Here is a 26,840-nt window from a genome sequence, read left to right as displayed (position 1 = left end):
GTGGCACTCGCGGGCCCGCCTCGGGCCGTGCGCCGGTTCCGTGGACCCGACGCATCTCTCAGTGGTCGACAGCTGCCGCTCGGATGCGATGACAGCAGATCAGGTCACTACCGGAGGATGACGACGAGGCTGTTGCCGCCGTCGCCCCAACGACCCCAACGGCCCCAACCGCCGTAGCCGTAGCCGCCGCGCCAACCCCAGTCATCCCAGTCTCCGCCGTAACGGACTCGATCGTTCCTGCGTAGGCGGGGGAAGAGTGCCTTGAAGGTCATCTTCGCCTCCTGTGCATCGTGCTTCGCCGCGACTTCCCCGGATCGTGCTCTGGCTGGCGATTCGGCGCGCCCGTCGGGGCGTTCCTGAGGTTCGTTCCGCTGGAACGATCCCGCCGCGACGGTATCGACCCTACGTCGGGCCCGCGATCCCAACAAGAACGTTATATGAAAATTCAGGCAAAAGGGATGATTCGGTCAAGCGGCGTGATTGCCGTGGGTGGAGGGGTGGTTGCTCACGGTGGCGCGGTGCGGTCCGGGGTGGCTGCCGCCCCTGCCCGCCCACGAAGAGCGCGAGTCAGGGGCGGTACCAGGGGCGGCAACCGCTCTGCGGGCGAGGCTAGTCGGTGACCTCGATGCGGCCGTTCGCCGCCGCTGTGGCGTGAGCCGGGTCCGTTTCGCCGGTGCCGCCGACGGCGTCCGCGCCGCCGGTGACCCGCTTCAGGAGAGCGCCCAGGTCGACCCCCGACACCGACCCGAGCAGCTCCACCCCCTGGGCCACGTTGTTGGCGACCGTACGGGGCAACTGGCCCGCGCCGTCGGTGGAGATGACGGTCAACTTGTCCACCGCGCCCAGCGGTTCGGGCGCCTTGGCGACGACCTGCGGCAGGACCTCGACGACGCCTGTGACGGCGGCTATGACTGAACTCATGGATAGTCCCCCCTGCCTTCCCAGGGGTAGGCAGATCAAGGTGTGTGTACTGGTGCGATGGAGCGCGGGAGAGAGGAGGGCACCGGCTGCGGCACCCGGGGCGGGGCGAGGCAGGACGCCGGGGTGCCCGGCGGGCGCGGGTGGCCCGGGCGCCGTCTCAGCGTTCGACGGGGCGGACCGCCACCGAGGTGGACGAGAGCGACGCCTCCACCCAGATCTCGGTGCCGCGGTCCACGGGCACCGCGCTGCGGGCCGCCAGCTTCACCGGATGCCCGGCCAGCCGGACCAGCACCTCGCCGAACCCGTCGGCCGGAATCGCCGTCACCACCGACCCGGCGGTGCCGACCAGATCCTCCCGGCGCGGGACGGCGGCCGTCCGCTCCCGCATCAGCACCCGGCTGAACCTCCAGGTGGACCATCCCGCCACGCCGCCCGTGGCCAGGCCGATCGCCACGGCAGCACCGGCCCCGAGCCCGGTGCCGCCCAGCGCGATCGCGCCGCCGCACCCGAACATCGACAGGAACCCGGCAATGACCGGCAGTGACAGCAGCCCGTCGAAGAGCCCGTCCAGGACGCCGCCGGACAGTCCCTCCAGTACCCCGTCGAAGATCAGCGACAGTACGAGCACCACGATCCCGCCCACGCCGAGACCAAGAAACCAGGCCATTGGCAGCCCCATCGGCGGCCCTCCCTCGCTCGCTCACCTCGCTCGAACGGGGATGATCGTGCCATCCGGGACGGCCACCGGACATTGCCGAATCCCGGCAGTCTTTACGTTCCGTTGACGTCGTGGCGTCCTGGCGGTGAGCCGGCCAGATCCCTCCACTTTCCCTCTTGACTCTGGGCGAATCGGGAGGAAACTGGTGTTTACACCAGACAACCGGAGAGCCGCACCGTCGACAAAGACGTTTGTTGGCAGGAGACCCTTGACGTGGCTCTGGCTAGGCCCCCGGAAGCCCCGCGATACCGGAGCCTCACCGACGAGTGAGGCAGATGGTGACGACGCGGACTCCCGGGGACTGTGTTGTGTCCGGAGACTGATTCACGTCCGCGGCATGGCCCAGGAGCGGGTGTGGACGGCGGCGCCGTGACGACGGTGCTGGTGGGAAGACCCGCCCGTCGCCCGCGTACCGCACTCCTCGTGGGACTTGACCACGGTGAGCGTGATCTTCTGATGCCCCAGCCGCGCCCCGGGCGCCGGCTGCTGCTCGCAGACCTTCCAGCTGCCGGGCCACAGGACATGGCGGCTCGTGCCACGGCCGTCCTTCAGCTGGACGTGGGTGCTGTAGTCGAGGGCTTGGTACGCGGACACCAGGCCCTTGCCGCTCACGTTCGGCATGGTGCCGTCATCGGCGTGAGCCGGGGCGGCCAGGGCCAGCGCGGCCAGCGGGAGGGCGGCGAGAGCCAGCGCCGTGCTGGTGGCGGTCTTCATCAGAGGCTTCTTCACAGGGATTCCTTCGGGGCTGCCCGGGGCTTCAGGCCGGGGAGGGAACGGGCTTCTGCGGAGCAGGCTAGGGAACGACAGCTCGCCGCCGGGTGATTCACCGTCGAGCATCCGGGCGGTGTTCAGCGCCCGCGTCCGTGCCTGNTTCAGGCCGGGGAGGGAACGGGCTTCTGCGGAGCAGGCTAGGGAACGACAGCTCGCCGCCGGGTGATTCACCGTCGAGCATCCGGGCGGTGTTCAGCGCCCGCGTCCGTGCCTGCGCCGTACGCACCACCCAGGAGGCCGGTGACCGGCAGCGCGGTGAGGGGCCGGCGCCCCGGCCCCTCACCTGCTCACCTGTGGCTGTGGTCGTCGGCGGGTCAGGGCATTCCGCGGTCCCCCTTGCTCTCCCGGTCGGTGCCGGTTGCCGGTGCGCCCGCGTCCACCGGGGTGGGGGCGGTCGGCCGCTCAGAGCGGCAGCGGCTCTTCTCGGCCGCGGTGAACGGACCGGTGCGCTGGTAGATGCGGTCGGGGACGAGGGCGGAGGGGCCGTCGGCGACGACGTGGAGGCGGATCTGCTTGTCGGGGGCCTCGCCGTCGCCGACGAACCAGCCGTCGACGCGCTGGCGGCCTGGCTGGCCCTCGATCCAGGACACCTCGCCGGCCTCGATGGTCTCGTGGATCCTGCGGCCCGTGGCGGTGTCCCAACGCCAGGGCTGCGGTGAGCTCTTGGCGAACCCCTTGAGGAACTGCTGGTGGAGGTTGTCCTTGGGGTTGGGCAGCCGGTCGATGTCGGCGTGCTGGCTCAGGCTGTCGTAGGAGTGGCCGGTGAAGTCGACCGGGCGGTCGTGGTTGACGGTACTGCGGCTGCAGTTGAGGTACGCCTCGCCGATGACGCGGGCCTTGTCGTAGTAGGTGTAGGAGTAGGGCTCGTCGACCGTGAAGGTGCATGTGTTGCGGCTGTTGGCGCAGTGGTCGGCGGCTTTTCTGGCGTCGATGCGCTCGTTGCCTTCGAAGGCTTCGGGGGCGGGTAGCCGGTCCTTGTCGATGGTCTTGTCGACCGGGGGCGGTAGGTCGGTGGCGCGGACCTTGGCGAGGAGCGGGCCGCAGTCCCAGGACCCCTTGGTCTGCGCGGAGGCGAAGGTGATCAGCGGTTCGTTCTCGTCGGCGGTGAAGGTGTAGGTGCGGTCGCGGTGCCAGTCGGTGCTGCCCGGGTCGGTGGTGAAGGTCTGCCGGGTGCCGCCGGAGCCTTGGAGGGTGTACGGCTGGCCGTTCGCGATCTGGTCCTTGGAGCAGGCGCTCCTGAGACCGCCGGTGCTGTCGTCGAAGGTCACGGTCACCTTCGCGCCGGCCCGTACGCCGCGCAGGCGTTGGCTCACGCTCTGGTCCGTGGTGCGCTTGTTGCGTAGCAGGACGGCGGGAAGCCCGTCGGGATGGCGGGCGTCTGCGGGCAGCAGCCGGAAAGGGTACGGGACGGTCCAGCCGGTCAGCTTGTCGCCGCTGCCGGACGCCGTGAAGCCCGGTGCGGCGAAGTTACCGTTGATGACCGGCACTTGGCGGGTGGCGGGGTCCGCGGATGCCTGCGGCGTGAGGGCCGGCCCGGCCAGCAGGGTGCCGGCCAGGGTGACGAGTGCGGTGGCGGTACGTGCCGGACGGGGCCGGTGGGGGGATCGACCGGTTCGGGTCACGGGCTCTTGTGGGCCTTTCGTGCGAGGTCGGCGGGGAGCGGGGTCGAGCCGGCGGCGGTGCCGCGGACCGGGGCGGTGCCGCGGGACGCCGTGCGGCCGATGCCCGGGGTGGTTCCCTACGGGCGCAGCTGGTTGCAGGTACCGCCGGGTGTGGTGTCGGTCCGGGCGATGAAGGAGCTGCTGTTGACCGAGGACGGGGCGTCGACGATGACGTTGGTGATCCGCTGGCCGTTGTTGGTCGTCAGGATGCCGAAGATGCGCTCCATGGCCGCGTTGGCGGCGAAGACCAGGGTGTCTCCCGACTTGACCTCCATCCGGTACATGGTGGACTCGGTGTGGGTGGTGGTCCAGGTGCGTTGGTAGTGGGCCTTGAAGGCGCCGGAGAAGGTGGCCTTCAAGCCCAGCTGGCCGCCGAGCTTGCCGCTGGCGTTCGCCCCCGCCTTGGCGCCCGCCTCGGCCATCGGCCCCTTGTCCATCAGGGGGGTCTTGGCGGTCACGTTCCCCTCGCCGTTGACGCCGGCCGACACCTCCCCGGAGACGTTGATGTTGCCCTCCAGGGCGATGGAGCCGGTGATCTCGCCGCCGAGGTTGTCCTGGCTGCCGGTCTGGAGCTGGACGGTGCGTTCCACGGTGATGGGTCTGTTGGTGCAGTTGATGACCGCGTTGCCCAGGGACTTCACCACGCTGGTGAACTGGAAGGGGAGGGCCCGGGTCATCTTGAAGTTGCAGCCCTTGGGATTCTTGTTGCAGTAGCGCAGCACCGGGGACACCGATGCCATCGGCTTGTTGTTCCTGTCGAACGCCCGTGCCTGGGGAATGGTGGGACGGGCCCCGGGCAGCGGAGTGGCCGGCCCCTGGGCGTCCTCGTGCACGGATCCTGCTGTCGTTTGCGGACGAGGCTCGGGCAGCGGCTGGGCGGCCACCGAGCCGGCGGCCGGGAGGAGTGCGGCCAGCGCCAGCGCGGTCACCGGCAGGACGCGGGACCGCCGGGCCCGACGGCTACGGGAAGAAGAACGACGGGACACCATGCGGGCGCTCACTTGGCCATCGCCTCGCACATGTCGGTGAGGGATTCCTCACCGTCGTGGTGCTTCATCGCCGCCCCCGGCAACATGCTCGCGAAGTTGTCGCAGGTGCTGCCCACCGCGGCCCCGGCGTCGTTCTGTGCCTCGGGGTGGAAGTCGCCCAACTTCTTCTGGGTGTCCGCCATCCCCTCCTTCTGCTCCGCGCCGTCACCGACCAGCTTGCCCATGCACTCCTTGGACTCCGGCTTGCACTCCTCGACCTGGCCCTTGGCCTTGGAGATGTCCTCCTTGGCCGCCGCCGAGTCCTTCGACACCTGCTCCCGCCCGGAGTCGACCTGCTGCTCCTCCTGCCCGCGCTTGTTCTCCTCCTGGCACTTCTTGTCGTTCTCGTCGCACGGCGGCTCGGGCGCGGCCACGGGAGCGGAGACGGGACGCGGCGCCGACAGTGGGGCGGCGATGGCGGCCGGCGCGCCGAACAGGGTGGCGGCACAGACTGCGGCGGCGAGGACGAGTGCCGTGCGGGTGCGGGTGGTACGGAGGTTCATTGCGTCATTCCCTTCGAGATGTGGTCGATCGGAGTGGTGGGCACGGCGGCGCCCGTCGTGGTGGGTAGCCGCCGTGCCCGGGCGCTCAGTACGCGAAGCTGAAGGCGGCGTTACGGCCCGTGGCGAGACGGGTCACACCGCTGTGGGCGGGCAGGGCGGTGGCCGGCTGGTCTGCGCGCTCCGCGCTCGCCGTACTGCCGTTGCCCAACTGGCCGTTGGCGTTCGCGCCATAGGTGACGACTGATTGATCGTCGCGGAGGACGAGGGTGTGGTCGCGTCCGGGGGCGAGTTCCCGGACGCCGGTCAGGCCGGCGATGGCCACGGCGCTGGTGCGGTTGATCTTGGTGCTGTCGCCGAGCTGACCGCTGGCATTCCACCCCCATCCCTTGACGCTGCCGTCCTCAAGAACCGCGAAGGTGTCGTGGGGGCCGCCGTAGAGCCTCGCCACGCCTTCAAGGTGCTGCACATCGACGGGTGAACTGCTGCTGGTGGTGCTGTCATTGCCCAGTTCGCCGTTGCTGTTGGAGCCCCACGCCTTGACCTTGTGGTCGCTGGTGAGAACGCTCGCGTGGAGCACTCCCGCGGCGATCGCGGTCACTCCCTCCAATTCGGGTACCTGCTGGGGGGTGTTGCGGTCGGTGGTGGTGCCGTTGCCCAGCTGACCATTACTGTTGCGGCCCCAAGCCCAGACGGTGCCGTCCTGGCGGAGTGCCAGACTGGAATAGCAACCGGCCGCGATCGCCTTGACCTTGTCCAGTCCCTGTACCGCCACGGGCCTGGCGACGCCGGTGTTCTTCGCGCTGTTCGTGCCGTCGCCCAACTGACCGAACTCGTTGTAGCCCCAGGCCCACACTCGCCCGTTCTTCAGAGCCAGGGCGTGGTGGCAGCCCACGGCGATCGACCGGACCCCGTCCAGTCCCGCGACGGCGGCCGGGAAGGCACGGGAGGTGGTGGATCCGTTGCCGAGTTGGCCGTAGGTGTTGTCCCCCCAGGATTTGACCGTGCCGTTCTTCAGCAACGCCACGGCGAACGGGCCAGTGGTCGTATTGCCGCCGGCCTCAAGTGATTTCACGTCCTCGCGCGCCAGTCCCAGGACGGGCCCGGGGGTCTGCTGCGCCACGGTGGATCCGTTGCCGAGCTCACCCGAGGCGTTCTGGCCCCAGCTGTAGACCCAGGGGTCGGGCGACGCGGTACCGGCCGCGGCCGGTACGGCCGTCCCGGCGATCACGGCCAGTGCCGCGGTGACCGCGACCGCACCGCACACTCCGCGCAGTCGGCGCCGGGTACGTCGGGTACGTCGGGCTGTCTGCATCTTCTGCATCTTCTGCATTCAGGCATGCCTTTCACAGGTGGTGGCGCGGAGGCAGGCTCCAACGCCGTACGAAAGTCGGGATGCGGCCCCGCACGCAGGCGGGCCAGGAGGCGTCTCAGTACGCGTAGCTCGAATTACCAGCCAGGGACGCGGCGACGTGGTGGAAGTCCCCATGGGCGGCGGTCACCGGCTTGTAGCGGGCAAGGGCGGTGCCGTCGCCGAGTTGGCCTTCGCCGTTGGCGCCCCAGGCCACCACCTTGTCGTCGAGGATGGCGAGGTCATGGCTGCGCCCCGCGGCCAGGTCACGGGCCCCTTCGAGCGCGTCGATCGCCACGGGCGTGTTGCGGTTGGTCCGGCTCAGGCCGGTGTCGTCGGACGGGTCGGTCTCCAGCAACTGCCCGTCCCGGTTCTCGCCCCAGCCGTAAACGGTGTCGTCGTTGCGGACCGCGAAACTGTGGTCCGCGCCGGCGGTGATCTTGCGGATGTCGCGCAGCCACCGGGCCTTGACGGGCTCCGCGCTGCTGCCCTTCGTGGTTCCGTCGCCCAGCTGCCCCTTGAGGTTGTCCCCCCAGGTCCAGACGGTGCCGTCCTCGGTGCGGGCGAGACCGTGGTGGCACCCCGCCGCGATCTCGGCGATATGGCTCAGCCCCTTGACCTCCTGTGGCACGGACTCCGACTTCCGTTCTCCGGTGCCGAGTTGGCCGTGGGAGCCGTTCCCCCACGACCACACCGTGCCGTCCTCCATCAGTGCCATGCTGAAGTCGCAGCCCGCCGCCACCTGTCGCGCCATGAAGATGCTCGGCACCCGCACCGGGGACGTACTGTCGTCGCCGGAACGGTTGTTGCCCAGTTGGCCGTCGCCGTTGTCGCCCCAGGCCCACACCCGGCCCTTGCTGATCGCCAGCGCGTGCGCGCCGCCCGCCGCGACATCGTTCACGTCCCGCAGCCCGTTCACCGTGTCCGGGGTGCTCCGGTCGCTGCGGCTTCCGGTGCCCAACTGGCCGGCGGAGCCATGGCCCCAGGCGCGTACGGTGCCGTTCTCCAACTGCGCCACGGCGAAGGAGTCGCCGCTGCCCGTCCCCCCGGCGGAGATTCTGCGCACCTCCCCGCGGTGCATACCCATCACCGGGCCCGGAGACCAGCGGTCCCCGGTTCCCCCACTGCCCAACTGGCCTGCGCCTCCCGCGCCCCAGCTGAACACCTCCGGTCCGGGAGCGGCCTGTGCCGGTCCCGCGACAGTCGGTCCGGCGAGCGCCGCCAGCACCGCGGCCACCACCGGCGCCGTCCGCCGGGTGCCCCACCCCTTGCCCGACCTGCGCGTCCTGCTCGTCGTCCTTCGCAAATCCACCCGTCCCTTCGTCAAAAGCGTTGCCTCAGTGGGAAGTTGGACAGAATCCACCGGGCTCGGACGGATCTTTGGATCGGATGACTCCAGGTATGCGCAGGCTGTCCCAACGTCACCCCCAACGGGGTATCCGGCACTCCAATGGCCTAACGGACATATGGGTGAATCTGCTGGGGGTGCTATACGGTTCTCGCCGCCCGGCGATGCCGTCGCGGCTACGCGTCGTTCAGGGTGGTTGCTCGGACCGCATCCCATCTCCTTTGCGCAGGAGGCGAGTTGAGAGAACCGGTCCGGGCACCGCCTGGCGGTCCAGGCATGGTGAAGCCGTCACCGCGGGGGAGGGGTCGGGGGTGGTACCTCAGTGGCCCAGGCGGTGCAGGGCCTGTTGCGGGTAGCGGTCGCCGGCCACCGCGTCGAGGGGGAACGCTCTTCGCAGCAGGGTGAGTTGCTCTGAGGAAAGGGCCAAGTCCGCGGCGGTGGCGTTCTCTTCGAGATAGCGCACGCGCTTGGTGCCGGGGAGGGGCACGATGTCGTCGCCCTGCGCGAGCAGCCAGGCCAGGGCGGCCTGGGACGGCGTGCAGCCGATGTCGGCCGCGATGTCGGTGAGGGACCGGACCAGGGCGAGGTTGCGGTCGAGGTTGCCGGCGGAGAAGCGCGGCCAGCGCCTGCGGTTGTCGTCTTCGGTGAGCTGGTCCCGCGAGGTGAGCGCTCCCGTCAGCATGCCGCGTCCGAGAGGCGAATAGGCGGTGACCGAGATGCCGAGTTCGCGGCAGGTGGCGAGCATCTCGCCCTCGACCACGTCGCGGGTGAAGAGGGAGTACTCCATCTGCACGGCGCTGACGGGATGGACGGAGTGCGCCGCGCGCAGTGTCTGGGGGCTCACCTCGGACAGGCCCAGACAGCGCACCTTTCCGGCGGCGACGAGATCCGCCATGGCGCCGATGGTGTCCTCGACGGGTGTCTGCGGGTCGCGGCGGTGGACGTAGTAGACGTCGATGTGGTCGACACCGAGCCTGCGCAGCGAGGCGTCACAGGCCGCGCGGACATGGGCGGGCGAGGTGTCGACCCGGTCGACCCGGCCGCTCGCCGGATCGTGCCGCAGCCCGAACTTCGTGGCGAGGACCACCGTGCTGGGGTCCCGCCGCCGCAGCCACCGGCCCAGCAACTCCTCGTTGGCGCCGCGCCCGTACGCGTCCGCGGTGTCGAGGAAGGTGACGCCCAGCTCGGCCGCGCGGTCGAGGGTGCGGAGGGCCTCGGTCTCGTCGGCCGGACCGTAGGCGATCGACATCCCCATGCATCCGAGTCCTACGGCGGATACGTCCAACTCACTGTGTCCGAGCCGGCGGTACTTCATGGTCCTCCTTGTGTGGTGCCCGTCATGGTGAGGGGTGGCCGGAAAGCGATGCCGGCGCCGGCTTCGTCAGGCTTGGGTTTGCACCAGAGTGGCCAGGCGGTCGGTGTGCTCTTCGACGATCAGGTGCCCGGCGTCGGGCATGACGCGGAGTTCGGTGCCGAGGGTGGCACGTACCACCGGTGCGAGCCGGCGGGGAGGGAGGAAGACGTCGTGCTCGCCGGTGAGGAGGAGGCGGGGGATGGAGCGCGGCGGCGGAGCGGCGGGGCCGGGGTCGGCGCTGGAGCGGGCGTGCCGGGCGACCAGTGTCATCCAGTGCACCAACTCCTCGCGGGGTCTGCGGCCGGGGGCGTGCATGGCGCGCAGGAGCCGGGCGCTGCGCTTGGGGGTGGGGCGGAGGAACCAGGCGGCAGCGGCGGCCAGCAGCGCCGGCGGCAGTCTCAGTTTCGTCAGGCCGCCGGGGGACAGCAGTACCAGTCGCTCGATCCGGGGGGAGTCGGCGGACAGGGCGATGGCGGCGCCGAAGGAGTGGCCCATGACCACGACCGGTGCGGTCGCGAGGTGCTCGATCGTCTCGCTCAGCCAGGTGCCGTACCAGGACAACGTGCCGTCGGGGAGCGCGCGTTCGGCGGTGCTCAGGCCGGGCTGGCCCGGGACGTCGGGTATCGCCACCCGGCAGCCGGCGGTGACCAGGGAGGTGGCCATGGGCAGTGATGCGGCGGCGTTGAAGTTGGTGCCGGGGACGTAGACGACCGTGGTCGGGCCGGAGCCCGCGAGGACCAGGTGGGTCCGGGCGCCGTTGGCGGTCAGCGCCGTCCGCTCGTGCGGCACCGGCCACGCGGTCAGCCGGTCGTGGCACCAGGTGCGGATGAGGTCCCGGCCTCGCTCGCTGCGGTAGATCGAGTCCATCCGTGCAGTATTCCGGCGTATGGGATGTGAGCTGGGCTCTTTGCCGCCCCGTGACCAAGTGACTACACCTGCGTAGACATAATCAGGCCGGCTGACTAAGGTATGCCTTCGCTAACTGAGGCAAGGCATACCGGCGAGGTCCGGCCGGGGAGGACACATATGTGGGACGACGCGTTTCCGAGCTTCTTGATCGGCTTGCGAGAAGGTCTGGAAGGCGGACTCATCGTTTCGATCCTCGTCGCCAGTCTCGTACGGGCCGGTGCCAAGTCGCGCCTGGCGCAGGTGTGGACCGGTGTGCTCGCCGCCATCGCGCTGGCGCTGAGCTTCGGGGCGGTGCTCACCTTCACCGCCGCCTCGCTTTCGGCCACCGCGCAGGAAGCTTTCGGCGGCGCGCTCAGCGTCATCGCCGTCGCGTTCGTCACCGGCATGGTGTTCTGGATGCGCCGCTCGGCGCGCAGCCTCTCCGGGGAGATCAAGGAGAAGGTCACCGGAGCGCTCGCCATGGGGTCGGGCATGCTGATCGTCACCTCCTTCCTGGCCGTGGGCCGCGAGGGGCTGGAGACCGCGCTGTTCCTGTGGACCACGGCGCGTGCGGCAGGTGAGTCCGCCGGGCCGATGATCGGGGCCGGCATCGGACTCGTCATCGCCGCCGGGCTCTGCTGGGGGCTGTACCGCCGGGTGCTGAAGATCAACCTCACCAGGTTCTTCACCGCGACCGGTGCCGTGCTCATCGTCATCGCCGCGGGCGTCCTGGGCTACGGACTGCGGGACCTTCAGGAGGGCGGCGTACTCCCCGGCAAGACCGCGTTCGCCTTCGACCTGAGCCAGAGCGTCGACCCGAGCGCCTGGTACAGCACCCTGGTGCAGGGTGTCCTCAACCTGACGCCGGCGATGACCTGGGTGCAGGCCGGTGCGTATGTCGCGTATCTCGCCGTGGTGATGACGCTGTTCGTCCGCGGCGTACGGTCTTCCGCGGCGAAGCCGGCGGAGCAGAAGTCCGCGGAGCAGAAGCCCGTCGCGGAGGCGGCGGTGGCGCAGTCCGCTTCGGAGGAGGGGGCAAGGGCCGGTGGCGAGCCGGCGGCCGAGGGCGCCGAACAGCCCGCCGCCGCGCCGCAGTCCGCGCCGGTACGGTCCGCCGCCCCCAGGAAGCGGCCCGGCTGGCTGCTGCCCACCGCGGTGGTCGCCGTGCCCGCCGTCATCGCCGGTGGCATCGTCGCCTTCGGCAGGTCCAAGCCCGCCGACGCTCAGACCGTCTCGGTGTCGGAGAAGGAGTGCGGCAAGGGGTTCACCGCGCCCAAGCCGGGACGGCAGACCTTCCAGATGCACAACACCGGGGACAAGACCTCCGAGGTGTACCTCGTCGACCCCGCGTCGAACGCGGTGTACGGGGAGATCGAGGGCCTGGCGCCCGGTACCACCCGGGACCTGGTCGCGACCGTCGCCGGCGGCTCGTACGCCTGGCGCTGTGTGCCCACCGGCGGAAAGCCCGTCACCTCCGCCGCCGTACGGGTCACCGGCGGCGGGGCCGCCAGGGCCGTCGTGCCGGTCTCCGAGGACGATCTGGCCGGCCCGCTGCGCCAGTACAAGCAGTACGTCGACCAGGGGTTGGGCACGCTGGTGTCCCAGACGCAGCAGCTCAGCGACGACATCGCGGGCGGCGACCTGGACAGCGCGCGGACGGACTGGCTCACCGCGCACCGTACGTACTCCTCGCTCGGCGCGGCCTACGGCACCTTCCAGGACTTCGACAAGAAGATCAACGGGCGGGCCGACGGGCTCCCGGCGGGGGTGCACGACAAGGACTTCAACGGGTTCCACAAGATCGAGTACGGGTTGTGGCACGGACAGTCCGCGGATGAGCTGAGCGGGCCCGCGAAGCAGCTGAACAGCGATGTCGTGGGGCTGAAGAAAGCATTCCCCGCGCAGGACTTCGACCCGGGCGACCTGCCGCTGCGGACCCACGAGATCCTGGAGAACACCCTCCAGTTCGAGCTGACCGGCGACACCGACGAGGGCAGCGGCACCAACCTCGCCACCGCCGACGCCAACCTCTCCGGCACGCGGGAACTCCTCGGCGTACTGCGCCCGCTGATCACCAAGCGCGATCCGCAGCTGCTCGCGACGATCGACGGCGACATCGACCGGCTCCAGAAGCTGCTGGACGGCGCGCACCACGACAGCACCTGGACGCCGGTCGACAAGCTCGACGCGACGGTGCGGGCCCGGCTGAACGGCACGACCGGGCAGTTGCTGGAGCACCTCGCTCCGGTGCCCGACCTGCTGGAGATCCGGAAGTCCGCCTGATGACACCGGAAGACCGCACGTCCGGCAGCCCGGAACCCCGGCCGGGGAACGCCGCGCCGACCGCCCACCCCGCACCCCGTGATGCACGCTCCGAAAGGAACCCCGAGATGTCCGCCGAAACGCCCGGCCCGCAGGGCCGCTGCCCCGCCGACCGGCGCTCGTTCGTGAAGACCGCGCTCGGCGCCGGTGCGGCCGGAGCGGCGCTGGCCGGCGGCGGATTCGCCCTGAGCCGGGCCGGTACGGCGTCGGCCGCCGAGACGGCGAACTCCGGGAAGGTGCCGTTCCACGGCGTGCACCAGGCCGGCATCGTCACACCGCAGCCCGCCGCCGCCGCCTTCGCCTCGCTCAACGTCATCGCGGACAACCGCAGAGAACTCACCGACCTGCTGCGGACGATCACCGAGCGCGCCCGCTTCCTGACCGCCGGCGGCACCCCCGCCGACCTCGGCGTCGGCGCCCCGCCGTCCGACAACGGGATCCTCGGGCCGGTCGTGCCCGCCGACGCGCTGACCGTGACGCTGGGCGTCGGCGCCTCGCTCTTCGACGACCGGTTCGGCCTCGCCAAGGCCAGGCCGCGCCGGCTCACCCCGATGCGGACCTTCCCCAACGACAACCTTCAGGCCGCCGAATGCCATGGCGACCTCTCGCTCCAGATCTGCGCGGCACGCCAGGACGTCGTGCTGCACGCGCTGCGTGACATCGCCCGGCACACCCGTGGCGCCATGCAGATCAAGTGGCGCATCGACGGGTTCCAGAACGAGCCGCGGCCGGCCGGGGCGCAGCGCAACCTGCTCGGCTTCAAGGACGGCATCGTCAACCCGGACGTGCACTCCGCGCGCGAGACGGACCGGCTGATCTGGGTGGGCGACCATCTCGGCGAGCCGTCCTGGGCCACCGGCGGCAGCTACCAGGTCATCCGGATCATCCGGATGCTGGTCGAGTTCTGGGACCGCGTCTCGATGACCGAACAGGAGAAGATGTTCGGCCGCCGCAAGGACACCGGTGCCCCGCTGGACGGCGCGAACGAGAACGACGCCCCGGTCTACAGCAAGGACCCGCACGGCAACGCCATCCCGCTCGACGCCCACATACGCCTGGCCAACCCCCGTACCGCGGCCACCGACGACTCCCGCATCCTGCGCCGCGGCTACAACTACGACCGGGGGGTCGACAACGTCGGCAACCTCGACATGGGACTGGTCTTCTGCTGCTACCAGCAGGACGTCCGCCGCCAGTTCGAGGCAACGCAGACGCGGCTGATCGACGAGCCGCTGGTCGACTACATATCGCCGACCGGCGGCGGGTACTTCTTCGCGCTGCCGGGTGTCCGGGACTCCTCGGACTGGCTCGGCCGGAGCATGCTGGCCGCCGCCTGACGTCCCCCGGGACGCGCCGCCGGGCGGTGCTCAGATCCGCAGCATCAGCGGCGGCTGCGTCCCGTTCAGATAGTGGTCGCCGATGGCGCGGAGGCTGTGGGCGGGGGAGCGCTGGGCGGTGAGCACGCGGGCGTTCCGCCAGAAGCGGTCGAAACCGGGGTCGTGGGCGGGGGTGTCCGCGGTGGCCGTCAGCTCCAGGATGCGGGTGGTGATCCGGATCGCGGACTCGTTGGTGACCGCCTCCGCGGCGGCCACGAGCACGGCGATATCGGCGCGTTCGTCGACCCCGAGGTCCTGGCCCATCAGCAGGCCCCGCGCCAGCGCTTCGGTCGCCGGTTCCACGACCGCCGCCGCGGTGTGCGCGGCGGCGACCAACTCGCCGTACGCGAGCAGGAGATAGGGGTCGCCGCCCGGTTGCTCCCCGTACGCGGCGGTGTCCGGGTCGTCCGCCGGCCAGTTGTGCGGGGCCGCGCGGCTGACGTCGCGGGCCTCGGCGAGCGCGCCCTCGGCGATCCCCAGGCCGACGTGGGCGAGGGCGAGGCGCAGCGCCAGCGGTGCCAGGGTGGCGTACGGGGTGACGTGGTGCTCGTCGTGAGCGGCCGAGCCGAGAATGCCGGCGGGCGGCACCGGGACATCGTCGAAGGTGAGGGTGCCGGCCCCGGTGAGACGCTGCCCCAGGCGGTCGTGGTCCGGGTCGCCGGTGACGCCGGGGTGGGCCGGGTCCACGAGGGCGATGAGGGAGTCGCCGGTGGTGGTGCAGGCGGCACCGAGGACCAGCCGGTCGGCGACGGTGGCGCCGGCGGCGAAGGAGCGGCGGCCGTTGAGGAGATAGCCGGCCGTGGTGGGGGTGAGGGTGAGGCCGGCGGGCGCGGTGGCACGGGCCGGAGCGGGGGCGTCGGAACCGGCGCCCGGGACCGTGGTGTCGCCGGCCAGCAGCCACTGCGCGGCGGCGGTGCCGCGTTCCAGCGCGTCGGCGGTTTCCGGGGTGCCGAAGAAGCGGGCGCTCCAGGTCAGCGCGTAGTGGCGGCCGAGCAGTTCGCCGATGGATCCGTCGGCTGCGGCGATCTCCCGGATGACCGCGCAGGCGGTGCGCCAGTCGCTGCCGCCGCGGAGCGGTCCGGGCGGGGTCAGCAGGGCCGGCAGACCGGCTTCCCGGAGCCGGGCGAGTTCGTCGAACGGCGGTTTGCCGGCGCGGTCGCGGCTGAGCGCGTCGACGGCGAGATCGTCGGCGAGTTCGCGGGCGACGCGCGGCCAGACGTCGTCCTCCGCCGGGGAGCCGGCCTGAGGGGCGGCGGGGGGTGCTGCGGACCTCTTCGGCATGGCGCCGTTCACCGTCCTCCGGCTTTCCTGGTTTTCCCACTGGATTGGTAGGGAATTGGAATTCACGATGATGCTGCCGAACTTGGTTCAGGGCAAGGGTTGTTCAAGGGGTGGACAACGGGGTGTCGTATTCCGGACGTACGGCCGCCGCGCCGGTAGCCGTCGCGGTACGCCGGGCAGGGCCTAGGGGTTCGTCCAGGAGGCCGGGTCCTGCGTCAGTGCGGAGACCCGCGTGGGGAGTTCGGACGTCGCGACATCGGCGAGGGAGACGCCGTCGAGGATCTCCCGGACATTGGCCCGCAGCGCGACCCACAGCGGGAGCAGGGACTCCGCGGGGCCGGTGTACGACAACTCCGGTGGGCGGACGCCGCGTACGGAGACCAGCGGGCCGTCCACGACGCGGATGACGTCGGCGATGCTGATGTCCTCCGGGGCCTTGGCGAGGCGGTAGCCGCCGTTGCCGCCGCGCTGGCTGAGGACCAGGCCGCCCCGGCGCATGTCGTTGAGGATGCCTTCGAGGAACTTGTGCGGAATGTCCTGGGCGTCGGCGATGGCCTCTGCCTTGAGCGGCCCCGCGTCCCGGGCGTGAGCGAGCTGCAGGGCGGCACGCACCGCATAGTCCGCTCTGGCTGAGATCCGCATGGCGGCATTATCCCCGAGGGGAGGGGGGCCGGGCGCGGCCCCCGGCGTTCACCCCTCCCCGTGCGCCGACCCGCCCGTCCGGTGGCCGGGTGCGGGGCATCCCCTTGACGCGGCGCGACGGCGGCTCGACACTCATGGGCGGGAACCCTAGTGAACGGGTGGGAATCCATGGGGCACGCAGAGCCGGGCGACGACCGCGCACACCGCGCGGCCCGGCGGCTTCCCCTCTCGGCCCTGCTGACCTCGCGCCGGCACATCGACCTGCTGCGGGTGTGCAGCGCGGCAAGTCTCCTCGCCTGAGCCGCCACAGGGCGCGCGCCCACCGCTCCGCGCCGCCCCCCTCGGACCCGGCACCCTCCGTGTGCCCGATGTCCGCCGCGCGGCGCCCGTCGCTCCCCCAACCCCCCACGCCCGTACGTGCCCATCCGTACGTCCGTGAACCGGACCTCGCCCCCAGGGACTCGTATGACCACCACCCCCGCCACCTCCGCGCCGTCCGCCACGGCGGACGCACCCGGCGCCGCCGCCTCGCTCCGCGGCCGGATCGGCTCCGACGCGCGCAGCGGCCACTACCCCGTCCCGCACCGCTACCGGCTGCACCTCTCGCCGTCCTGTCCGCACTGTCTGAGGATCGCCATCACCCACGGCCTCCTGGAGCTCGGCGACACCCTCCCGGTGACCCTGCTGCCCGCCGTGCCCGACGCCCCGGACTGCGGATACTCCGCGCTGCGCCCGCTGTACGAGGCCAGTGCGCACCAGTACTCCGGGCCGGCCGCCGCGCCCGTACTCAGCGACAGCTGGACCGGACGGATCGTCAGCACCCACGCCCCCGACATCCTGCACGACCTGGCGGAGCAGTTCGGGGCGCACGGTCCCGGCCTCCACCCGGACCACGCCCGCGACGAGACCGCGGCCCTCGACCGGCTCTGCGAGCGGGAGGTCAACGACGCCGCGCAGCACGCCGGCGGCCTGGGCGCCGGCCACCCCGGCTACGAGGCCGCCGTCGGCACCCTCCTGGCCGCCCTGGCGTCGCTGGAGCGGCGGCTGGCCGGCCGGACGTATCTGCTCGGCGACGAAATCGGCGCCGCCGACGTGCAGTTGTGGGTGACGCTCGTCCAGCTGGACACCGTCCACCGCTGGCATCTGGACGCCGCGGCCGTGCACCGGATCGCCGGCCACCGCCGGCTGTGGGCCTACGCCCGCCGGCTGGCGGCGCACCCCGCGTTCGGCCGCCACCTCGACCTGGACGCCATCGCCCGCCGTCACCACGCCCGTTGCCGGGGCCGGGAGGCAGCCGGGGCGGCGGTGCAGATCGTGGACTGGACGGCACCGGACGCCGTTACGCCCGCCCCGCGTCCGCGACCCTCAGCGGCAGCGACTTCAGCCCGTTGATGAAGTTCGACACCAGCCGCTGCGGCGGTCCGGCGACCGCCACAGCGGGCACCGCGGCACACATCTCCTCGTAGAGCACCCGCAGTTGCAACCGGGCGAGATGGGCGCCCAGGCAGACGTGCGAGCCGTCGCCGAAGGAGACATGGGGGTTCGGGGCCCGGGACAGGTCCAGTCGGTGCGGGGCGGCGAAGACCCGCTCGTCGTAGTTGGCCGCGGCGTGGAAGACGACCACCTTGTCGCCGGCGCGGATCGGGCGGTCCGCCAGCTCCGTGTCGCGCACGGCGGTCCGGCGGAAGCTGAGTACCGGCGGGTGCCAGCGCAGCAGTTCGTCCACGGCGGTCGCCATCCCCGCCGCGCCGCCGCGCAGCGCGCGGTACGCGGCGGGGTGCCCGGCCAGTGCCAGCAGGCCGCCGGGGGCCGCGCTGCGCACCGTGTCGTTGCCGGCGACGGTCAGCAGGAAGAAGAACATCTCCAGTTCGGGCGTGGTCAGTTCGGGGTCCGCGGCGAGCGCGGTCATGACGTCGTCGGCAGGGTGCCGCCGCTTGTGCGCGGCCAGCTCGCGGGCGAAGGCGAACATGTCCTGGAGCATCGAAGGGGAGCGCGGGTCGACGGGCCGGCCGTCGGGGCCGGCGGCGGGCGGCCCGGCCTCGTCCGGGTCCTGGTAGCCGATGACGCGGCGGGTCCAGTCGAGGAGCAGCCCGCGCTCACCGGGCGGTACGCCGAGCAGATCGGCGAGGTTGAGCAGTGCGAAGTCGTCGGTGACGGCGGTGACGAGGTCGCAGACGCCGTCGCCGCCCCGGGCCGCGGTGAGCGCCGCGCCGAGCAGGCCGCGGGCCCGGTTCCGTACGGCGGTCTCGAAGCGGTCGACCCGGCGGCGGGTGAACGCGCGGCTGACCAGGCGCCGCAGCCGGCCGTGGTCCGGGGGGTCCTGATTGAGCATCATGCGGCGGACGAACGGCAGGTCGGCGGGGTCGGGGTCGCGGATCTGGGTGGCGCCCAGGTGGGAGGAGAAGGTCCGCGCGTCCTTCAGGACCCGTACGACGTCGCGGTGCCGGGTGACCGCCCAGAAGCCGGGGCCGGCGGGCCAGCCGAGCACCTCGTACTCGTCCTGCCAGGCGACCGGGTGCCGGTCGCGCAGCAGCCGGTACGCGCCGTGCGGCAGCCCGGCGGCGTGGACGCGGGGATCGAAGACGTCGGGGACGGCGTCCGGGGGAGCGGCGCCGGGGGGCCGGGGAGCCGGGGACGGCACGGGCGTCATCCGGCCGCCGGTCCGTCACCGCCGTGCCCTCGTCCCTCCGCATGGCCGTCCCCGCCGCCGCCCCCGGCACCGTCGTCGGCCCGCAGGAAGTCCTCCACCGCCCGGATCAGCTCCAGCGGTGTCTCGTCCATGGCGTAGTGACCGGCCGACGGCAGGTCCAGCAGCGTGCTGTCGGTGTACCACCGCATCCAGGTCTGCCGGGCCAGTTCGGCGCTGAGGGCCGGGTCCAGCGCACCGGTCACCGCCAGCGCCGGCACCGCCGAGCCCTCGACCTCGGCCGCGAACCCGTCGCCGGCCCAGGAGTCCAGCCAGGCCCGGAACGCCTTGGGGTCGCTGCGCTCCAGGGACCGCCGGACCATCCGGTCGAGCCAGGCGGCGGGGCGCCGGCCGCCGGTGGTGAGGTCGATGATGGCCCGCCGGTTCTCCGGGGTGTGCGCCGCCGAGGCGAACAGCTCCCACTGCTGCGGCGGCATCGGCATCCCGGAGGCCGGCACTGGCGAGATCCCGACGAGCCGGCGTACCCGGTGCGGTGCCGCGGCCAGCACCCGTTGCACGACGCTGCCGCCCATGGAGTGGCCGATCAGCGAGAACCGCTCCCAGCCCAGCAGGTCGGCCAGCGCCAGCACATCGGCCGCGCCCTCGCCCGTGGTGTACGCCCCGGTCTCGGCCCGGGCCTCGCCGTAGCCGCGGAGGTCCACCAGCGCGTACTGGAACGTGTCCCGGTCGAGGTCGGGCAGGACCGGGTCGAACGCGGACCGGTCGGCGAACCAGCCGTGCACGGCGATGACCTTGTGCGATCCGCTGCCGTGCAGGGCGTGGGGCAGTACGAAGGAAGCCACGTTCAACTCCAGACGTGTGACGTGGGACGGTGACGGCCACCCGGCCGCACACCACCGGTGGTGGACAACTCCGCTCACACTGGACGTCACCGCGGCGGGCCGCAAGAGTGCCACGCGCGCCGGTCCGGGACCGGGGGAGCCGGCGGCGGGAGAGCGCGGGCCGCCCCTCCAGCTGCCTGACGATACGTCAGCCAGGCGCGTCCGCCGCCCGGTTCGGGGGAGTCACGGTCGGTGCGGGTCCTCGGAAGGGGCGGCGGCCGGGAGGAGGCCCGCCTCGTAGGCGAGGAGCGCCGCCTGGACACGGTTGTCCAGGCCCAGGCGGGTCAGGATGCGGTTGACGCGGCTCTTCACATTGGCCTCGGTCAGACCCAGGGCCTCGGCGATCTGGAGGTTGGAGCGGCCCTGCGCGACCAGGACCAGCACGGGGAGTTCGCGCTCGGTGAGGGTGCCGACGAGGTCGGTGGCGCGGCCGCGGCCGGTCCGCGGGGCGCCGGGGAGGAGACCGGCGGGCAGCGCGGTGAAGGCGCCGATGAGCCGTTGGGTGACGCTGGGGGCGAGCATCGACTCGCCGTCGGCCACCACGCGGATGGCGTGGGCCAGTTGGTCGGGCGGGCTGTTCTTGAGCAGGAAGCCGCAGGCGCCCGCGCGCAGCGCCGCGTGCACGTACTCGTCCAGGTCGAAGGTGGTGAGGACGAGGACGCGGGGCGGCGGTTCCGGGTGCGGCCAGTCGGCGAGGATGCGGCGGGTGGCCTCCACACCCGTCATTCCCGGCATCCGGACGTCCATGACCACGACGTCCGGGCGGAGCGAGCGGGCCAGGGCGACGGCCTGCGCGCCGTCGGCGGCGTCGCCGACCACGGAGAACCCGGCGCGGCGGCCGATGACGGCGCGCAGCGCGTCCCGGACCATCGCCTGGTCGTCGACGATGAGCACGCGCAGGGCGGGGTCGGTCATGACGGCACCTCCGGGCTGAAGGGGACTTCCGGGGTGGGCGGCACCGGCCGGGAAGGGGCCGGGCCCGCCGGGAGCGGGACCGGGAGTGTGGCGTGCAGCCGCCAACCGCCGTGCGGCCGCGGGCCGGTGCGTACGGTGCCGCCGAAGGCCGCGACGCGTTCGCGGATGCCGATCAGGCCGCGGCCGGAGCCGGGCACGGGCCGGTGGCCGGCGACCGGCGGGCCGTTCTCGACCTCCACCGCCAGCGCCGCCCCGTCGTGCCGCACGGTCAGCGAGACGGCCGCCGGACCCGCGTGCTTGAGGACGTTGGTGAGCGCCTCCTGCACGATGCGGTAGGCCGAGACCTGGAGCGCGGGCGGGACGTCGCCGAGCGCGTCCTCGTCCAGCGTCGCGGTCACCGCGCAGCCGGCCGATCCGACCGCGGTGAACAGCCGGTCCAGGTGCCGCAGGGACGGTTCCGGCGCCAGGTCCGCCTCCTCGTCCCGGGCGGTGAGCAGGCCCAGGATGCGGCGCATCTCGACGAGCGCGGTGTCGGCGGTCTCCGCGATCCGCGCCACGCCCCGCAGGTCGTCCCGGAGGGCGCCGCCCGGATCGTCCCGGAGGACGTCCTCGATGATCTCCTCGGTGGACCGCGCCTGTAGGGCGATGGCGCTCACGTGGTGGGCGACCACGTCGTGGAGGTCGCGGGCGATACGGGTCCGCTCGGCGGCGACGGCCTGCCGGGCGTTGGCCTCCTGCTCGGCGCGGAGCCGTTCGTTGGCGTCCTGGAGCCGGCAGTTGACGTCGTGCAGCCGGGCGTTGAGGTCGCGCAGCCGGCCGGCCTGGACGCTGATCCGCCGCCGTCCGTACCCCAGCAGCCAGGCGACGGCGTAGAAGGCCGCGAACGTCGTCGCGGTGATCGGCTCCAGCGAGCCGAGCTTCGGCGGCCCGGCCTGGCCGGTGAGGAGGTCCGTCGCCACGGCCGCGGCGAGCGACAGCGCGGTCCCGGGCAGGCTCACCCGCAGCGGGGTGCAGCGGGCCAGCGCGTACACGCCGAAGACCAGCAGGAACGGCCCCGGCGTCTTCCCCGGCACGGGGGCCAGCACCTCGAAGGCGATGAAGGCCGCGGTCATCGCCGCCAGGACCGTACGCGGGTATCGGCGGCGCCAGAAGAGCGGAAGGGTCTGCAGCGCCCAGAGCAGGACGCCGGCCGGGCCTGGCGCCGGGTGCCGGGCCAACAGGGTCGCCACGTCGACGGCGGTCAGTCCGCCGCCGAGTGCGAGATCGGTCAGCCAGGGGCGCCGGCCGGCGAACCGGCGCCGCGCGGCGCGCAGGGCTGTCATGGGGTGTGCGTTCATGTCCGGTGGTCAGGCTAGCGAGCCGCGCCGCGGGCGGAATCGTCCGCAGGGAGGGATCCGCCGGTGTCCCGGCGCATCGAAAGTTGCGGCGCATCGAAAGTTGCGCGGGCCCGCGGCAGATCGGCAGCCGGGACGAGGCGGCGCGGGCCCGCCGTTCCCTAGCGTCGAGTACCGGCCGGAAGCGACAGCCCGCACCGGCCGCTGGACGACCCGATCCACCAGATCCGATGAACCCACACCCGACGAACAAGGCGGAGGACATGCGCACCCATACGCAGACGCGTGACGACAGGGGGACGAGCGAGGCCGGCAGGCGTACGGGGCATCCGGGGAGCGGTGTGCCCGCGCCACCGGCCCGGTGGCGCTACCCGATGCTGGCGCTCGGCGCCGCCGTACAGCTCCTCGCGGTTGGCGGACGCTGGGACATCGCCGCCGCCGCGTGGCTCTTCCCGGTGCTGCTGCTGCGCTTCGGCCGCACCGGCCGGGTGGCGTCCGGCATGCTCTGGCTCTGGCTGGCCAACATCGCGGCGGCGGTGTTCTGGCTCTTCGAGTCGGCGCTGGGATTCAGTCCGGTCACCCTCGGCGGCGCGGTCGCCCTGGCCGCGCTGCTGACCGTGCCGTACCTCCTCGACCGGCTGCTGGTCCGCCGGCTGCGTCCCTGGATGGCGCTGCTCGTCTATCCCTCGGCCGTCGTCGCGGCCGAGTTCGTGATCACCCAACTGACGCCGTTCGGCGGCGCGTACGGTTCCCTTGCGGCCACGCAGTACGGCAACCTGCCGCTGCTGCAACTCGTCTCGGTCACCGGCTCCTACGGGATCGGCTTCCTGATCGCCTGGTGCGCGGGCGTGGTGAACCTGGTCTGGGAGACGGCCTCCTGGCGTCCGGTGCGCCGGGCCGTGTTCACCTACACCGCGGCCCTCCTGGCCGTCCTCCTCGCCGGCGGGGCCCGGATCGCCTTCTTCCCCTCCGGCGCGCCCACGGTGCGGGTCGCCGGCATCACCGCCGACACGTCCGCGCTCCGCGCCCAGAAGGCGGCGCTCTCCCACGTCATCGGTGGCCGCCGGTCCGTCGCCGCGGCGCCGCCCGCGGGGCTCGAACCGGCCATGAACGCCGTGGCGGACAGCCTGCTGGCCGGCACCCGGCGGGAGGCCGCGGCCGGTGCGAAGATCGTGGTCTGGCCCGAGGGAGGGGTCCGGACCCTGGAGGCGCACGAACGCGCCGCCATCGCCGCGGCGCAGCACGAGGCCCGCCGGTCGGGGATCTACCTGGAGATCAGCCTCAGCGTCTACAGCACCACCGGACCGGCATACGGCCGCGACGAGGCGCTGCTGATCGACCCGCACGGCACCGTCCTGTGGACGTACCAGAAGGCCCACCCGGTCCCCGGCTCGGAGCCCTTCACCCCGGGCGACGGCAAGGTCCCGGTCGCCACCACCCCGTACGGCCGCCTCGCCAACGTCATCTGCTACGACGCCGACTTCCCCGGCATGATGCGGGTTCCCGCCGACATCATGCTCGTGCCCTCCCACGACTGGGCGGAATACGGGCGTCCGCACACGCAGAAGGCCGCCCTCCGCGCCGTCGAGAGCGGCTACGCCCTCGTCCGCCAGGACGCCGAGGGCGTAGCGACCGCCTACGACAACCGCGGCCAAGTCCTCGCCACGACGGACTACTTCACCACCGGCCGGCAGACCACGGTGGCCTACGTGCCGACGCGCGGTGCCACCACGATCTACGACCGCATCGGCGACACCTTCGCCTGGCTGTGCCTGGCCGCGGTGGCGGCGCTGCTCGCGACGGGGGTGCTGCGGGCCCGCTCACCGCGGGAGCGGATGGCGGCCCAGGGCGACCCGACGGGTGCGCCGGCAGGTGAAATGAGGTACTGAGGTACCGCACGGGAAGTGGGAAACGAGAGAGGAGGGCGACATGGTGTCCACCGACGGGCTGCTCGCCTTCGGGGTGATGTCGCTGCTGGTGATCGTGATACCGGGGCCCAGCGTGCTGTTCGTGATCGGCCGCGCGCTGGCCCACGGGCGCCGTACGGCACTGGCGACGGTGCTGGGCAACATGCTGGGCTCGTATTTGCTGGTGGCCGTCGTCGCGTTCGGCCTGGGCTCCCTCCTCGAACGGTCGCTGGCCCTGCTCCTGGTGGTGAAACTGGCGGGAGCGGCCTACCTCGTCCACCTCGGCGTGCAGGCGATCCGGCACCGCAAGGACCTCGCGGCCGGTGAGCCGGGGCCGGCCGGGCGCCCGGCGCGCGGCGATCTGCGGACCGTCGCGGACGGTATCGCGGTCGGCGTCACCAACCCCAAGGGCCTGGTCTTCTTCGCCGCCGTGCTGCCCCAGTTCGTGCACCCCTCGGCGGGCGCGCTGCCCGTCCAGATGCTGCTGCTGGGCCTGGTCCCGATCGGCATCGGCCTGGTCACCGACACCCTCTGGGCCCTGACGGCCACCGCCGCCCGCACCTGGCTCGGCCGCTCCGACCGCCGGCTGTCGCTGGTCGGCGGCGCGGGCGGGCTGGCGATGATCGGCCTCGGGGTGACGGTGGCGGCCACCGGCCGCGCGGACTGACAGCGCCGCGCGGCCGCGCGTGGACGTGCTGTGGGCCGCGCCGGGCCGGCCCGCTGCGGACGCCGCCGACCCTGTGGCCCAACTGGCCAACACCCCGTTGATCTGCGCCCTGTTGACCGCCGGCCTCGCCTTCCTCGCAGGACTGGCGCGGTCCCGTACGGTGGATCGTCATCCGGCCTGACCGACCGAAAGGACGCTTCGCCCGTGAAGATCACCTCTCCGCTCTACGCCCTCTACACCCGCCGCCTGCGCGGCCAGGTCCTGGCCGGGAAACGCCCCGGCCACATCGGGCTGATCATGGACGGCAACCGCCGCTGGGCCCGCCAGATGGGCATGGCCAACCCCAGCCTCGGCCACAAATACGGGGCCGAGCACGTCGACGAGGTGCTGTCCTGGTGCGAGGCCGTCGGCATCGAGCACGTCACGGTGTTCGTCTGTTCCACGGAGAACCTGCAGCGCCGCGACGACGGCGAGGTCGCCTTCCTCATGCGGCTGATCGAGCAGGTGGTCACCGACAAGCTCGCCCGTCCCGATGCCCGTTGGCGGGTGCATGTCGCCGGCAGCCTCGACGCCCTCCCCGACAGCACCGCACAGGCCCTCAAGACCGCCGTCGACGCGACCCGCGACTGCGCCACCCCGGCCCATGTCACCCTCGCCATCGGCTACGGCGGCCGGCAGGAAGTGGTCGACGCGATGCGCGAGGTGCTGCACGAGCGGGCCGAGGCCGGCGCGTCGCTGGCCGAGGTGGCGGCGAGCCTGACGGCCGACGACATCACCCGCCACCTGTACACCGCCGGCCGCCCCGACCCCGACCTGGTCATCCGCACCAGCGGCGAACAGCGGATGTCCAACTTCCTGCTCTGGCAGAGCGCTTACTCCGAGCTGTACTTCTGCGAGGCGTACTGGCCCGCGTTCCGCGAGATCGACTTCCTGCGCGCCCTGCGCAGCTACGCCGACCGGCAGCGCCGGTACGGCGGTTGAAGCAGTCCCGAGGGCCGGGTCCTGTGCCGGCACCGCACGCCTCCGGGCCCGGCGGTGCGGTCACCGGGGTGCCGGCGGCTCCCCGGTGACGGCGACCTCGGCGGGCCGCAGCAGCCGGTCGCCCACCCGGTACCCCTGGCGCAGGACGGCATCGCAGACGGCGCGTTCGGCCCGTGCGGCGGGGGCGTAGGTGACGGCCTCGTGGAGGGCGGGGTCGAAGGGGTCGCCGAGCGCGGCGACGGATCGCAGGCCCAGGGTGGTCAGTTCGGCTTCGAGGACCCGGACGACGCGCCGGAACCCGCCGGTGACCTCGCCCTGGTCGGCGGCCTCGGCGATGGCGTCGAGCACCGGCAGCATCTGCGCGAGCACGTTGACCACGGCGATCTCGCCGACCGCCAGCCGGTCGCGGTGCACCCGCCGGCGGTAGTTGTCGAACTCCGCCTTCAGGCGCTGGAGGTCGGCCGTACGCTCCTGGAGCTCAGTCTGCAGCCGTTCGCTCTCCGGCTGTTGGGTGTCGAGGCCCCCGGCGGTCGGCCGCCGTGCCTCGGGCGGTGCCGGCCGTCCGGCGGCCGGGTCCGGGCCGGGCGATGCGGCGGTCCCGCGGCGGCGGTCCGCCGGACGGTGCCCGACGAGCGCCAGCGGAGGGCGGGGGACGTGGCCGTCATCGGTCGGGCGGTTCATCGTCCGCTCCCTTCCTGTTTGTCGTCGTCGACGATCTCGGCGTCCACGACGTCGTCCTCGGCCTTGGCCTGGTGGCCCGTGTGCGCACCGGCGCCGTCCGTGCCGCCCGCGGCCTGGGCGGCCTGGGCCTCGGCGTACATGGCCTGGCCCAGCTTCTGCGAGACGGTCGCGAGCCTCTCGGTGGCGGTGCGGATCTCGGCGGTGTTGTCACCTGCGGCGGACTCGGCCTTGAGCTTCTCCTTCAGCTCGCCGACGGCGGTCTCGACCTCGGTCTTCACCTCAGCGGGGACCTTGTCCTCGTTGTCCTTGAGGAACTTCTCGGTCTGGTAGACCAGTTGCTCGCCCTGGTTGCGGGTCTCCGCGGCCTCCCGCTTGCGGCGGTCGTCCTCGGCGTACTGCTCGGCGTCGCGGACCATCCGGTCGATGTCGTCCTTCGGCAGCGAGGAGCCGCCGGTGACGGTCATCTTCTGCTCCTTGCCGGTGCCGAGGTCCTTGGCGGTGACGTGCATGATGCCGTTGGCGTCGATGTCGAAGGAGACCTCGATCTGCGGGACACCGCGCGGGGCCGGCGGCAGGCCGGTGAGCTGGAACATCCCGAGCTTCTTGTTGTACGCCGCGATCTCGCGCTCGCCCTGGTAGACCTGGATCTGCACGGACGGCTGGTTG

Annotated in this window: 26 protein-coding genes and 1 pseudogene; 8 read left to right on the top strand and 19 right to left on the bottom strand. The window is 72.3% G+C overall.

Annotated elements, in window-relative coordinates; all coding sequences use genetic code 11:
* Positions 1-107: 107 nt before the first annotated feature.
* The 11 genes and pseudogenes from ACO1BR_RS41095 to ACO1BR_RS41045 form a co-directional block, all read right to left on the bottom strand.
* A complete protein-coding gene (locus tag ACO1BR_RS41095; protein ID WP_426800223.1) occupies positions 108-272 on the bottom strand; it encodes a hypothetical protein in 165 nt (54 codons plus the stop codon).
* Between the two features lie 337 nt (positions 273-609).
* Positions 610-906: pseudogene (locus ACO1BR_RS41090) on the bottom strand (flotillin family protein); the annotation flags it as partial.
* A gap of 172 nt (positions 907-1,078) precedes the next feature.
* Positions 1,079-1,588, bottom strand: a complete 510-nt coding sequence (locus ACO1BR_RS41085; RefSeq protein ID WP_426800225.1) for a hypothetical protein — start codon at positions 1,586-1,588, stop codon at positions 1,079-1,081.
* A gap of 375 nt (positions 1,589-1,963) precedes the next feature.
* On the bottom strand, positions 1,964-2,368 hold the full coding sequence (locus tag ACO1BR_RS41080) for a hypothetical protein (protein WP_426800222.1): 405 nt from the start codon (positions 2,366-2,368) through the stop codon (positions 1,964-1,966).
* Between the two features lie 356 nt (positions 2,369-2,724).
* Positions 2,725-4,032: a hypothetical protein gene (locus ACO1BR_RS41075; protein ID WP_426800221.1), complete on the bottom strand. Its 1,308-nt coding sequence runs from the start codon at positions 4,030-4,032 to the stop codon at positions 2,725-2,727.
* Between the two features lie 116 nt (positions 4,033-4,148).
* The gene (locus ACO1BR_RS41070) at positions 4,149-5,000 is read right to left on the bottom strand and encodes a hypothetical protein (RefSeq protein ID WP_426800220.1); all 852 of its coding nucleotides are present in this window, start codon (positions 4,998-5,000) and stop codon (positions 4,149-4,151) included.
* Positions 5,001-5,068: 68 nt separating this feature from the next.
* The gene (locus ACO1BR_RS41065) at positions 5,069-5,602 is read right to left on the bottom strand and encodes a hypothetical protein (protein ID WP_426800219.1); all 534 of its coding nucleotides are present in this window, start codon (positions 5,600-5,602) and stop codon (positions 5,069-5,071) included.
* An 85-nt stretch (positions 5,603-5,687) separates the two neighbouring features.
* Positions 5,688-6,914 carry an RCC1 domain-containing protein gene (locus ACO1BR_RS41060; RefSeq protein WP_426800218.1) on the bottom strand — a complete coding sequence of 409 codons (1,227 nt, stop codon included), beginning with the start codon at positions 6,912-6,914 and terminating at the stop codon, positions 5,688-5,690.
* A gap of 115 nt (positions 6,915-7,029) precedes the next feature.
* Positions 7,030-8,178, bottom strand: a complete 1,149-nt coding sequence (locus tag ACO1BR_RS41055) for an RCC1 domain-containing protein (RefSeq protein WP_426800224.1) — start codon at positions 8,176-8,178, stop codon at positions 7,030-7,032.
* Positions 8,179-8,617: 439 nt separating this feature from the next.
* Entirely contained in the window at positions 8,618-9,613 is a 996-nt protein-coding gene (locus ACO1BR_RS41050) for an aldo/keto reductase (RefSeq protein ID WP_426800217.1), read from the bottom strand.
* Between the two features lie 66 nt (positions 9,614-9,679).
* A complete protein-coding gene (locus ACO1BR_RS41045) occupies positions 9,680-10,519 on the bottom strand; it encodes an alpha/beta fold hydrolase (protein WP_426800216.1) in 840 nt (279 codons plus the stop codon).
* A gap of 159 nt (positions 10,520-10,678) precedes the next feature.
* On the opposite strand from ACO1BR_RS41045, the gene efeU reads away from it, so the two are divergent.
* Together efeU and efeB are read left to right on the top strand one after the other, a co-directional pair.
* On the top strand, positions 10,679-12,823 hold the full coding sequence (gene efeU, locus ACO1BR_RS41040) for an iron uptake transporter permease EfeU (protein ID WP_426800215.1): 2,145 nt from the start codon (positions 10,679-10,681) through the stop codon (positions 12,821-12,823).
* Between the two features lie 107 nt (positions 12,824-12,930).
* Complete coding sequence (gene efeB / locus ACO1BR_RS41035) at positions 12,931-14,199, top strand: iron uptake transporter deferrochelatase/peroxidase subunit (RefSeq protein WP_426800214.1); 1,269 nt, start codon at positions 12,931-12,933, stop codon at positions 14,197-14,199.
* A gap of 30 nt (positions 14,200-14,229) precedes the next feature.
* Here the strand turns inward: efeB and ACO1BR_RS41030 are convergent, their stop codons facing one another.
* A complete protein-coding gene (locus ACO1BR_RS41030) occupies positions 14,230-15,519 on the bottom strand; it encodes an acyl-CoA dehydrogenase (protein ID WP_426800213.1) in 1,290 nt (429 codons plus the stop codon).
* 183 nt (positions 15,520-15,702) lie between these two features.
* Positions 15,703-16,161, bottom strand: a complete 459-nt coding sequence (locus ACO1BR_RS41025) for an RrF2 family transcriptional regulator (protein WP_159506615.1) — start codon at positions 16,159-16,161, stop codon at positions 15,703-15,705.
* Positions 16,162-16,329: 168 nt separating this feature from the next.
* Here ACO1BR_RS41025 and ACO1BR_RS41020 point away from each other — a divergent pair, with 168 nt between their 5' ends.
* Entirely contained in the window at positions 16,330-16,461 is a 132-nt protein-coding gene (locus tag ACO1BR_RS41020; protein ID WP_426800212.1) for a hypothetical protein, read from the top strand.
* Between the two features lie 165 nt (positions 16,462-16,626).
* Positions 16,627-17,553 (top strand): glutathione S-transferase C-terminal domain-containing protein, encoded by a 927-nt coding sequence (locus ACO1BR_RS41015; protein WP_426800211.1) that lies wholly within the window; start codon positions 16,627-16,629, stop codon positions 17,551-17,553.
* Here ACO1BR_RS41015 and ACO1BR_RS41010 read toward each other — a convergent pair.
* The 4 genes from ACO1BR_RS41010 to ACO1BR_RS40995 all read right to left on the bottom strand — a co-directional run bounded on the left by ACO1BR_RS41010 (position 17,501) and on the right by ACO1BR_RS40995 (position 21,941).
* Entirely contained in the window at positions 17,501-18,811 is a 1,311-nt protein-coding gene (locus tag ACO1BR_RS41010; protein WP_426800210.1) for a cytochrome P450, read from the bottom strand. The genes ACO1BR_RS41015 and ACO1BR_RS41010 overlap by 53 nt on opposite strands.
* Positions 18,808-19,650, bottom strand: a complete 843-nt coding sequence (locus ACO1BR_RS41005) for an alpha/beta fold hydrolase (RefSeq protein ID WP_426800209.1) — start codon at positions 19,648-19,650, stop codon at positions 18,808-18,810. Before ACO1BR_RS41005 ends, ACO1BR_RS41010 begins: the two co-directional genes overlap by 4 nt.
* Positions 19,651-19,872: 222 nt before the next feature.
* Positions 19,873-20,604, bottom strand: coding sequence for a response regulator (locus ACO1BR_RS41000; RefSeq protein ID WP_426800208.1), 732 nt, complete (start codon positions 20,602-20,604; stop codon positions 19,873-19,875).
* Positions 20,601-21,941: a sensor histidine kinase gene (locus ACO1BR_RS40995; RefSeq protein WP_426800207.1), complete on the bottom strand. Its 1,341-nt coding sequence runs from the start codon at positions 21,939-21,941 to the stop codon at positions 20,601-20,603. The genes ACO1BR_RS41000 and ACO1BR_RS40995 overlap by 4 nt, the downstream gene beginning before the upstream one ends.
* A 260-nt stretch (positions 21,942-22,201) precedes the next feature.
* Here ACO1BR_RS40995 and ACO1BR_RS40990 point away from each other — a divergent pair, with 260 nt between their 5' ends.
* Genes ACO1BR_RS40990 through uppS form a run of 4 tightly spaced genes read left to right on the top strand, consistent with a single transcriptional unit; the run spans position 22,202 to position 25,493 of the window.
* Entirely contained in the window at positions 22,202-23,827 is a 1,626-nt protein-coding gene (locus tag ACO1BR_RS40990) for a nitrilase-related carbon-nitrogen hydrolase (RefSeq protein ID WP_426800206.1), read from the top strand.
* Between the two features lie 40 nt (positions 23,828-23,867).
* Positions 23,868-24,512, top strand: a complete 645-nt coding sequence (locus tag ACO1BR_RS40985; protein ID WP_426800205.1) for a LysE family translocator — start codon at positions 23,868-23,870, stop codon at positions 24,510-24,512.
* 19 nt (positions 24,513-24,531) lie between these two features.
* Entirely contained in the window at positions 24,532-24,693 is a 162-nt protein-coding gene (locus ACO1BR_RS40980; protein WP_426800204.1) for a hypothetical protein, read from the top strand.
* A 23-nt stretch (positions 24,694-24,716) separates the two neighbouring features.
* Positions 24,717-25,493 (top strand): polyprenyl diphosphate synthase, encoded by a 777-nt coding sequence (gene uppS, locus ACO1BR_RS40975; RefSeq protein ID WP_426800203.1) that lies wholly within the window; start codon positions 24,717-24,719, stop codon positions 25,491-25,493.
* A 60-nt stretch (positions 25,494-25,553) separates the two neighbouring features.
* Here the strand turns inward: uppS and grpE are convergent, their stop codons facing one another.
* Together grpE and ACO1BR_RS40965 are read right to left on the bottom strand one after the other, a co-directional pair.
* Positions 25,554-26,174, bottom strand: coding sequence for a nucleotide exchange factor GrpE (grpE, locus tag ACO1BR_RS40970; protein ID WP_426800202.1), 621 nt, complete (start codon positions 26,172-26,174; stop codon positions 25,554-25,556).
* Positions 26,171-26,840: Hsp70 family protein (locus ACO1BR_RS40965; protein WP_426800201.1), on the bottom strand; the 670-nt coding region annotated here is incomplete at its 5' end. The genes grpE and ACO1BR_RS40965, both read right to left, overlap by 4 nt.

This window comes from Streptomyces sp. YGL11-2, from assembly GCF_050054615.1.
Lineage (GTDB): Bacteria > Actinomycetota > Actinomycetes > Streptomycetales > Streptomycetaceae > Streptomyces.
This window is presented reverse-complemented; position numbering and strand designations above follow the sequence as displayed.

What these genes read in the sequence shown, in the direction of transcription:
- ACO1BR_RS41095 (WP_426800223.1), bottom strand. Translation starts at nt 272, where the DNA reads ATGACCTTCAAGGCACTCTTCCCCCGCCTACGCAGGAACGATCGAGTC.
- ACO1BR_RS41085 (WP_426800225.1), bottom strand. Translation starts at nt 1,588, where the DNA reads ATGGCCTGGTTTCTTGGTCTCGGCGTGGGCGGGATCGTGGTGCTCGTA.
- ACO1BR_RS41065 (WP_426800219.1), bottom strand. Translation starts at nt 5,602, where the DNA reads ATGAACCTCCGTACCACCCGCACCCGCACGGCACTCGTCCTCGCCGCC.
- ACO1BR_RS41060 (WP_426800218.1), bottom strand. Translation starts at nt 6,914, where the DNA reads ATGCAGACAGCCCGACGTACCCGACGTACCCGGCGCCGACTGCGCGGA.
- ACO1BR_RS41050 (WP_426800217.1), bottom strand. Translation starts at nt 9,613, where the DNA reads ATGAAGTACCGCCGGCTCGGACACAGTGAGTTGGACGTATCCGCCGTA.
- ACO1BR_RS41045 (WP_426800216.1), bottom strand. Translation starts at nt 10,519, where the DNA reads ATGGACTCGATCTACCGCAGCGAGCGAGGCCGGGACCTCATCCGCACC.
- efeU (WP_426800215.1), top strand. Translation starts at nt 10,679, where the DNA reads ATGTGGGACGACGCGTTTCCGAGCTTCTTGATCGGCTTGCGAGAAGGT.
- efeB (WP_426800214.1), top strand. Translation starts at nt 12,931, where the DNA reads ATGTCCGCCGAAACGCCCGGCCCGCAGGGCCGCTGCCCCGCCGACCGG.
- ACO1BR_RS41030 (WP_426800213.1), bottom strand. Translation starts at nt 15,519, where the DNA reads ATGCCGAAGAGGTCCGCAGCACCCCCCGCCGCCCCTCAGGCCGGCTCC.
- ACO1BR_RS41025 (WP_159506615.1), bottom strand. Translation starts at nt 16,161, where the DNA reads ATGCGGATCTCAGCCAGAGCGGACTATGCGGTGCGTGCCGCCCTGCAG.
- ACO1BR_RS41020 (WP_426800212.1), top strand. Translation starts at nt 16,330, where the DNA reads ATGGGGCACGCAGAGCCGGGCGACGACCGCGCACACCGCGCGGCCCGG.
- ACO1BR_RS41015 (WP_426800211.1), top strand. Translation starts at nt 16,627, where the DNA reads ATGACCACCACCCCCGCCACCTCCGCGCCGTCCGCCACGGCGGACGCA.
- ACO1BR_RS41010 (WP_426800210.1), bottom strand. Translation starts at nt 18,811, where the DNA reads ATGACGCCCGTGCCGTCCCCGGCTCCCCGGCCCCCCGGCGCCGCTCCC.
- ACO1BR_RS41000 (WP_426800208.1), bottom strand. Translation starts at nt 20,604, where the DNA reads ATGACCGACCCCGCCCTGCGCGTGCTCATCGTCGACGACCAGGCGATG.
- ACO1BR_RS40995 (WP_426800207.1), bottom strand. Translation starts at nt 21,941, where the DNA reads ATGAACGCACACCCCATGACAGCCCTGCGCGCCGCGCGGCGCCGGTTC.
- ACO1BR_RS40990 (WP_426800206.1), top strand. Translation starts at nt 22,202, where the DNA reads ATGCGCACCCATACGCAGACGCGTGACGACAGGGGGACGAGCGAGGCC.
- ACO1BR_RS40985 (WP_426800205.1), top strand. Translation starts at nt 23,868, where the DNA reads ATGGTGTCCACCGACGGGCTGCTCGCCTTCGGGGTGATGTCGCTGCTG.
- grpE (WP_426800202.1), bottom strand. Translation starts at nt 26,174, where the DNA reads ATGAACCGCCCGACCGATGACGGCCACGTCCCCCGCCCTCCGCTGGCG.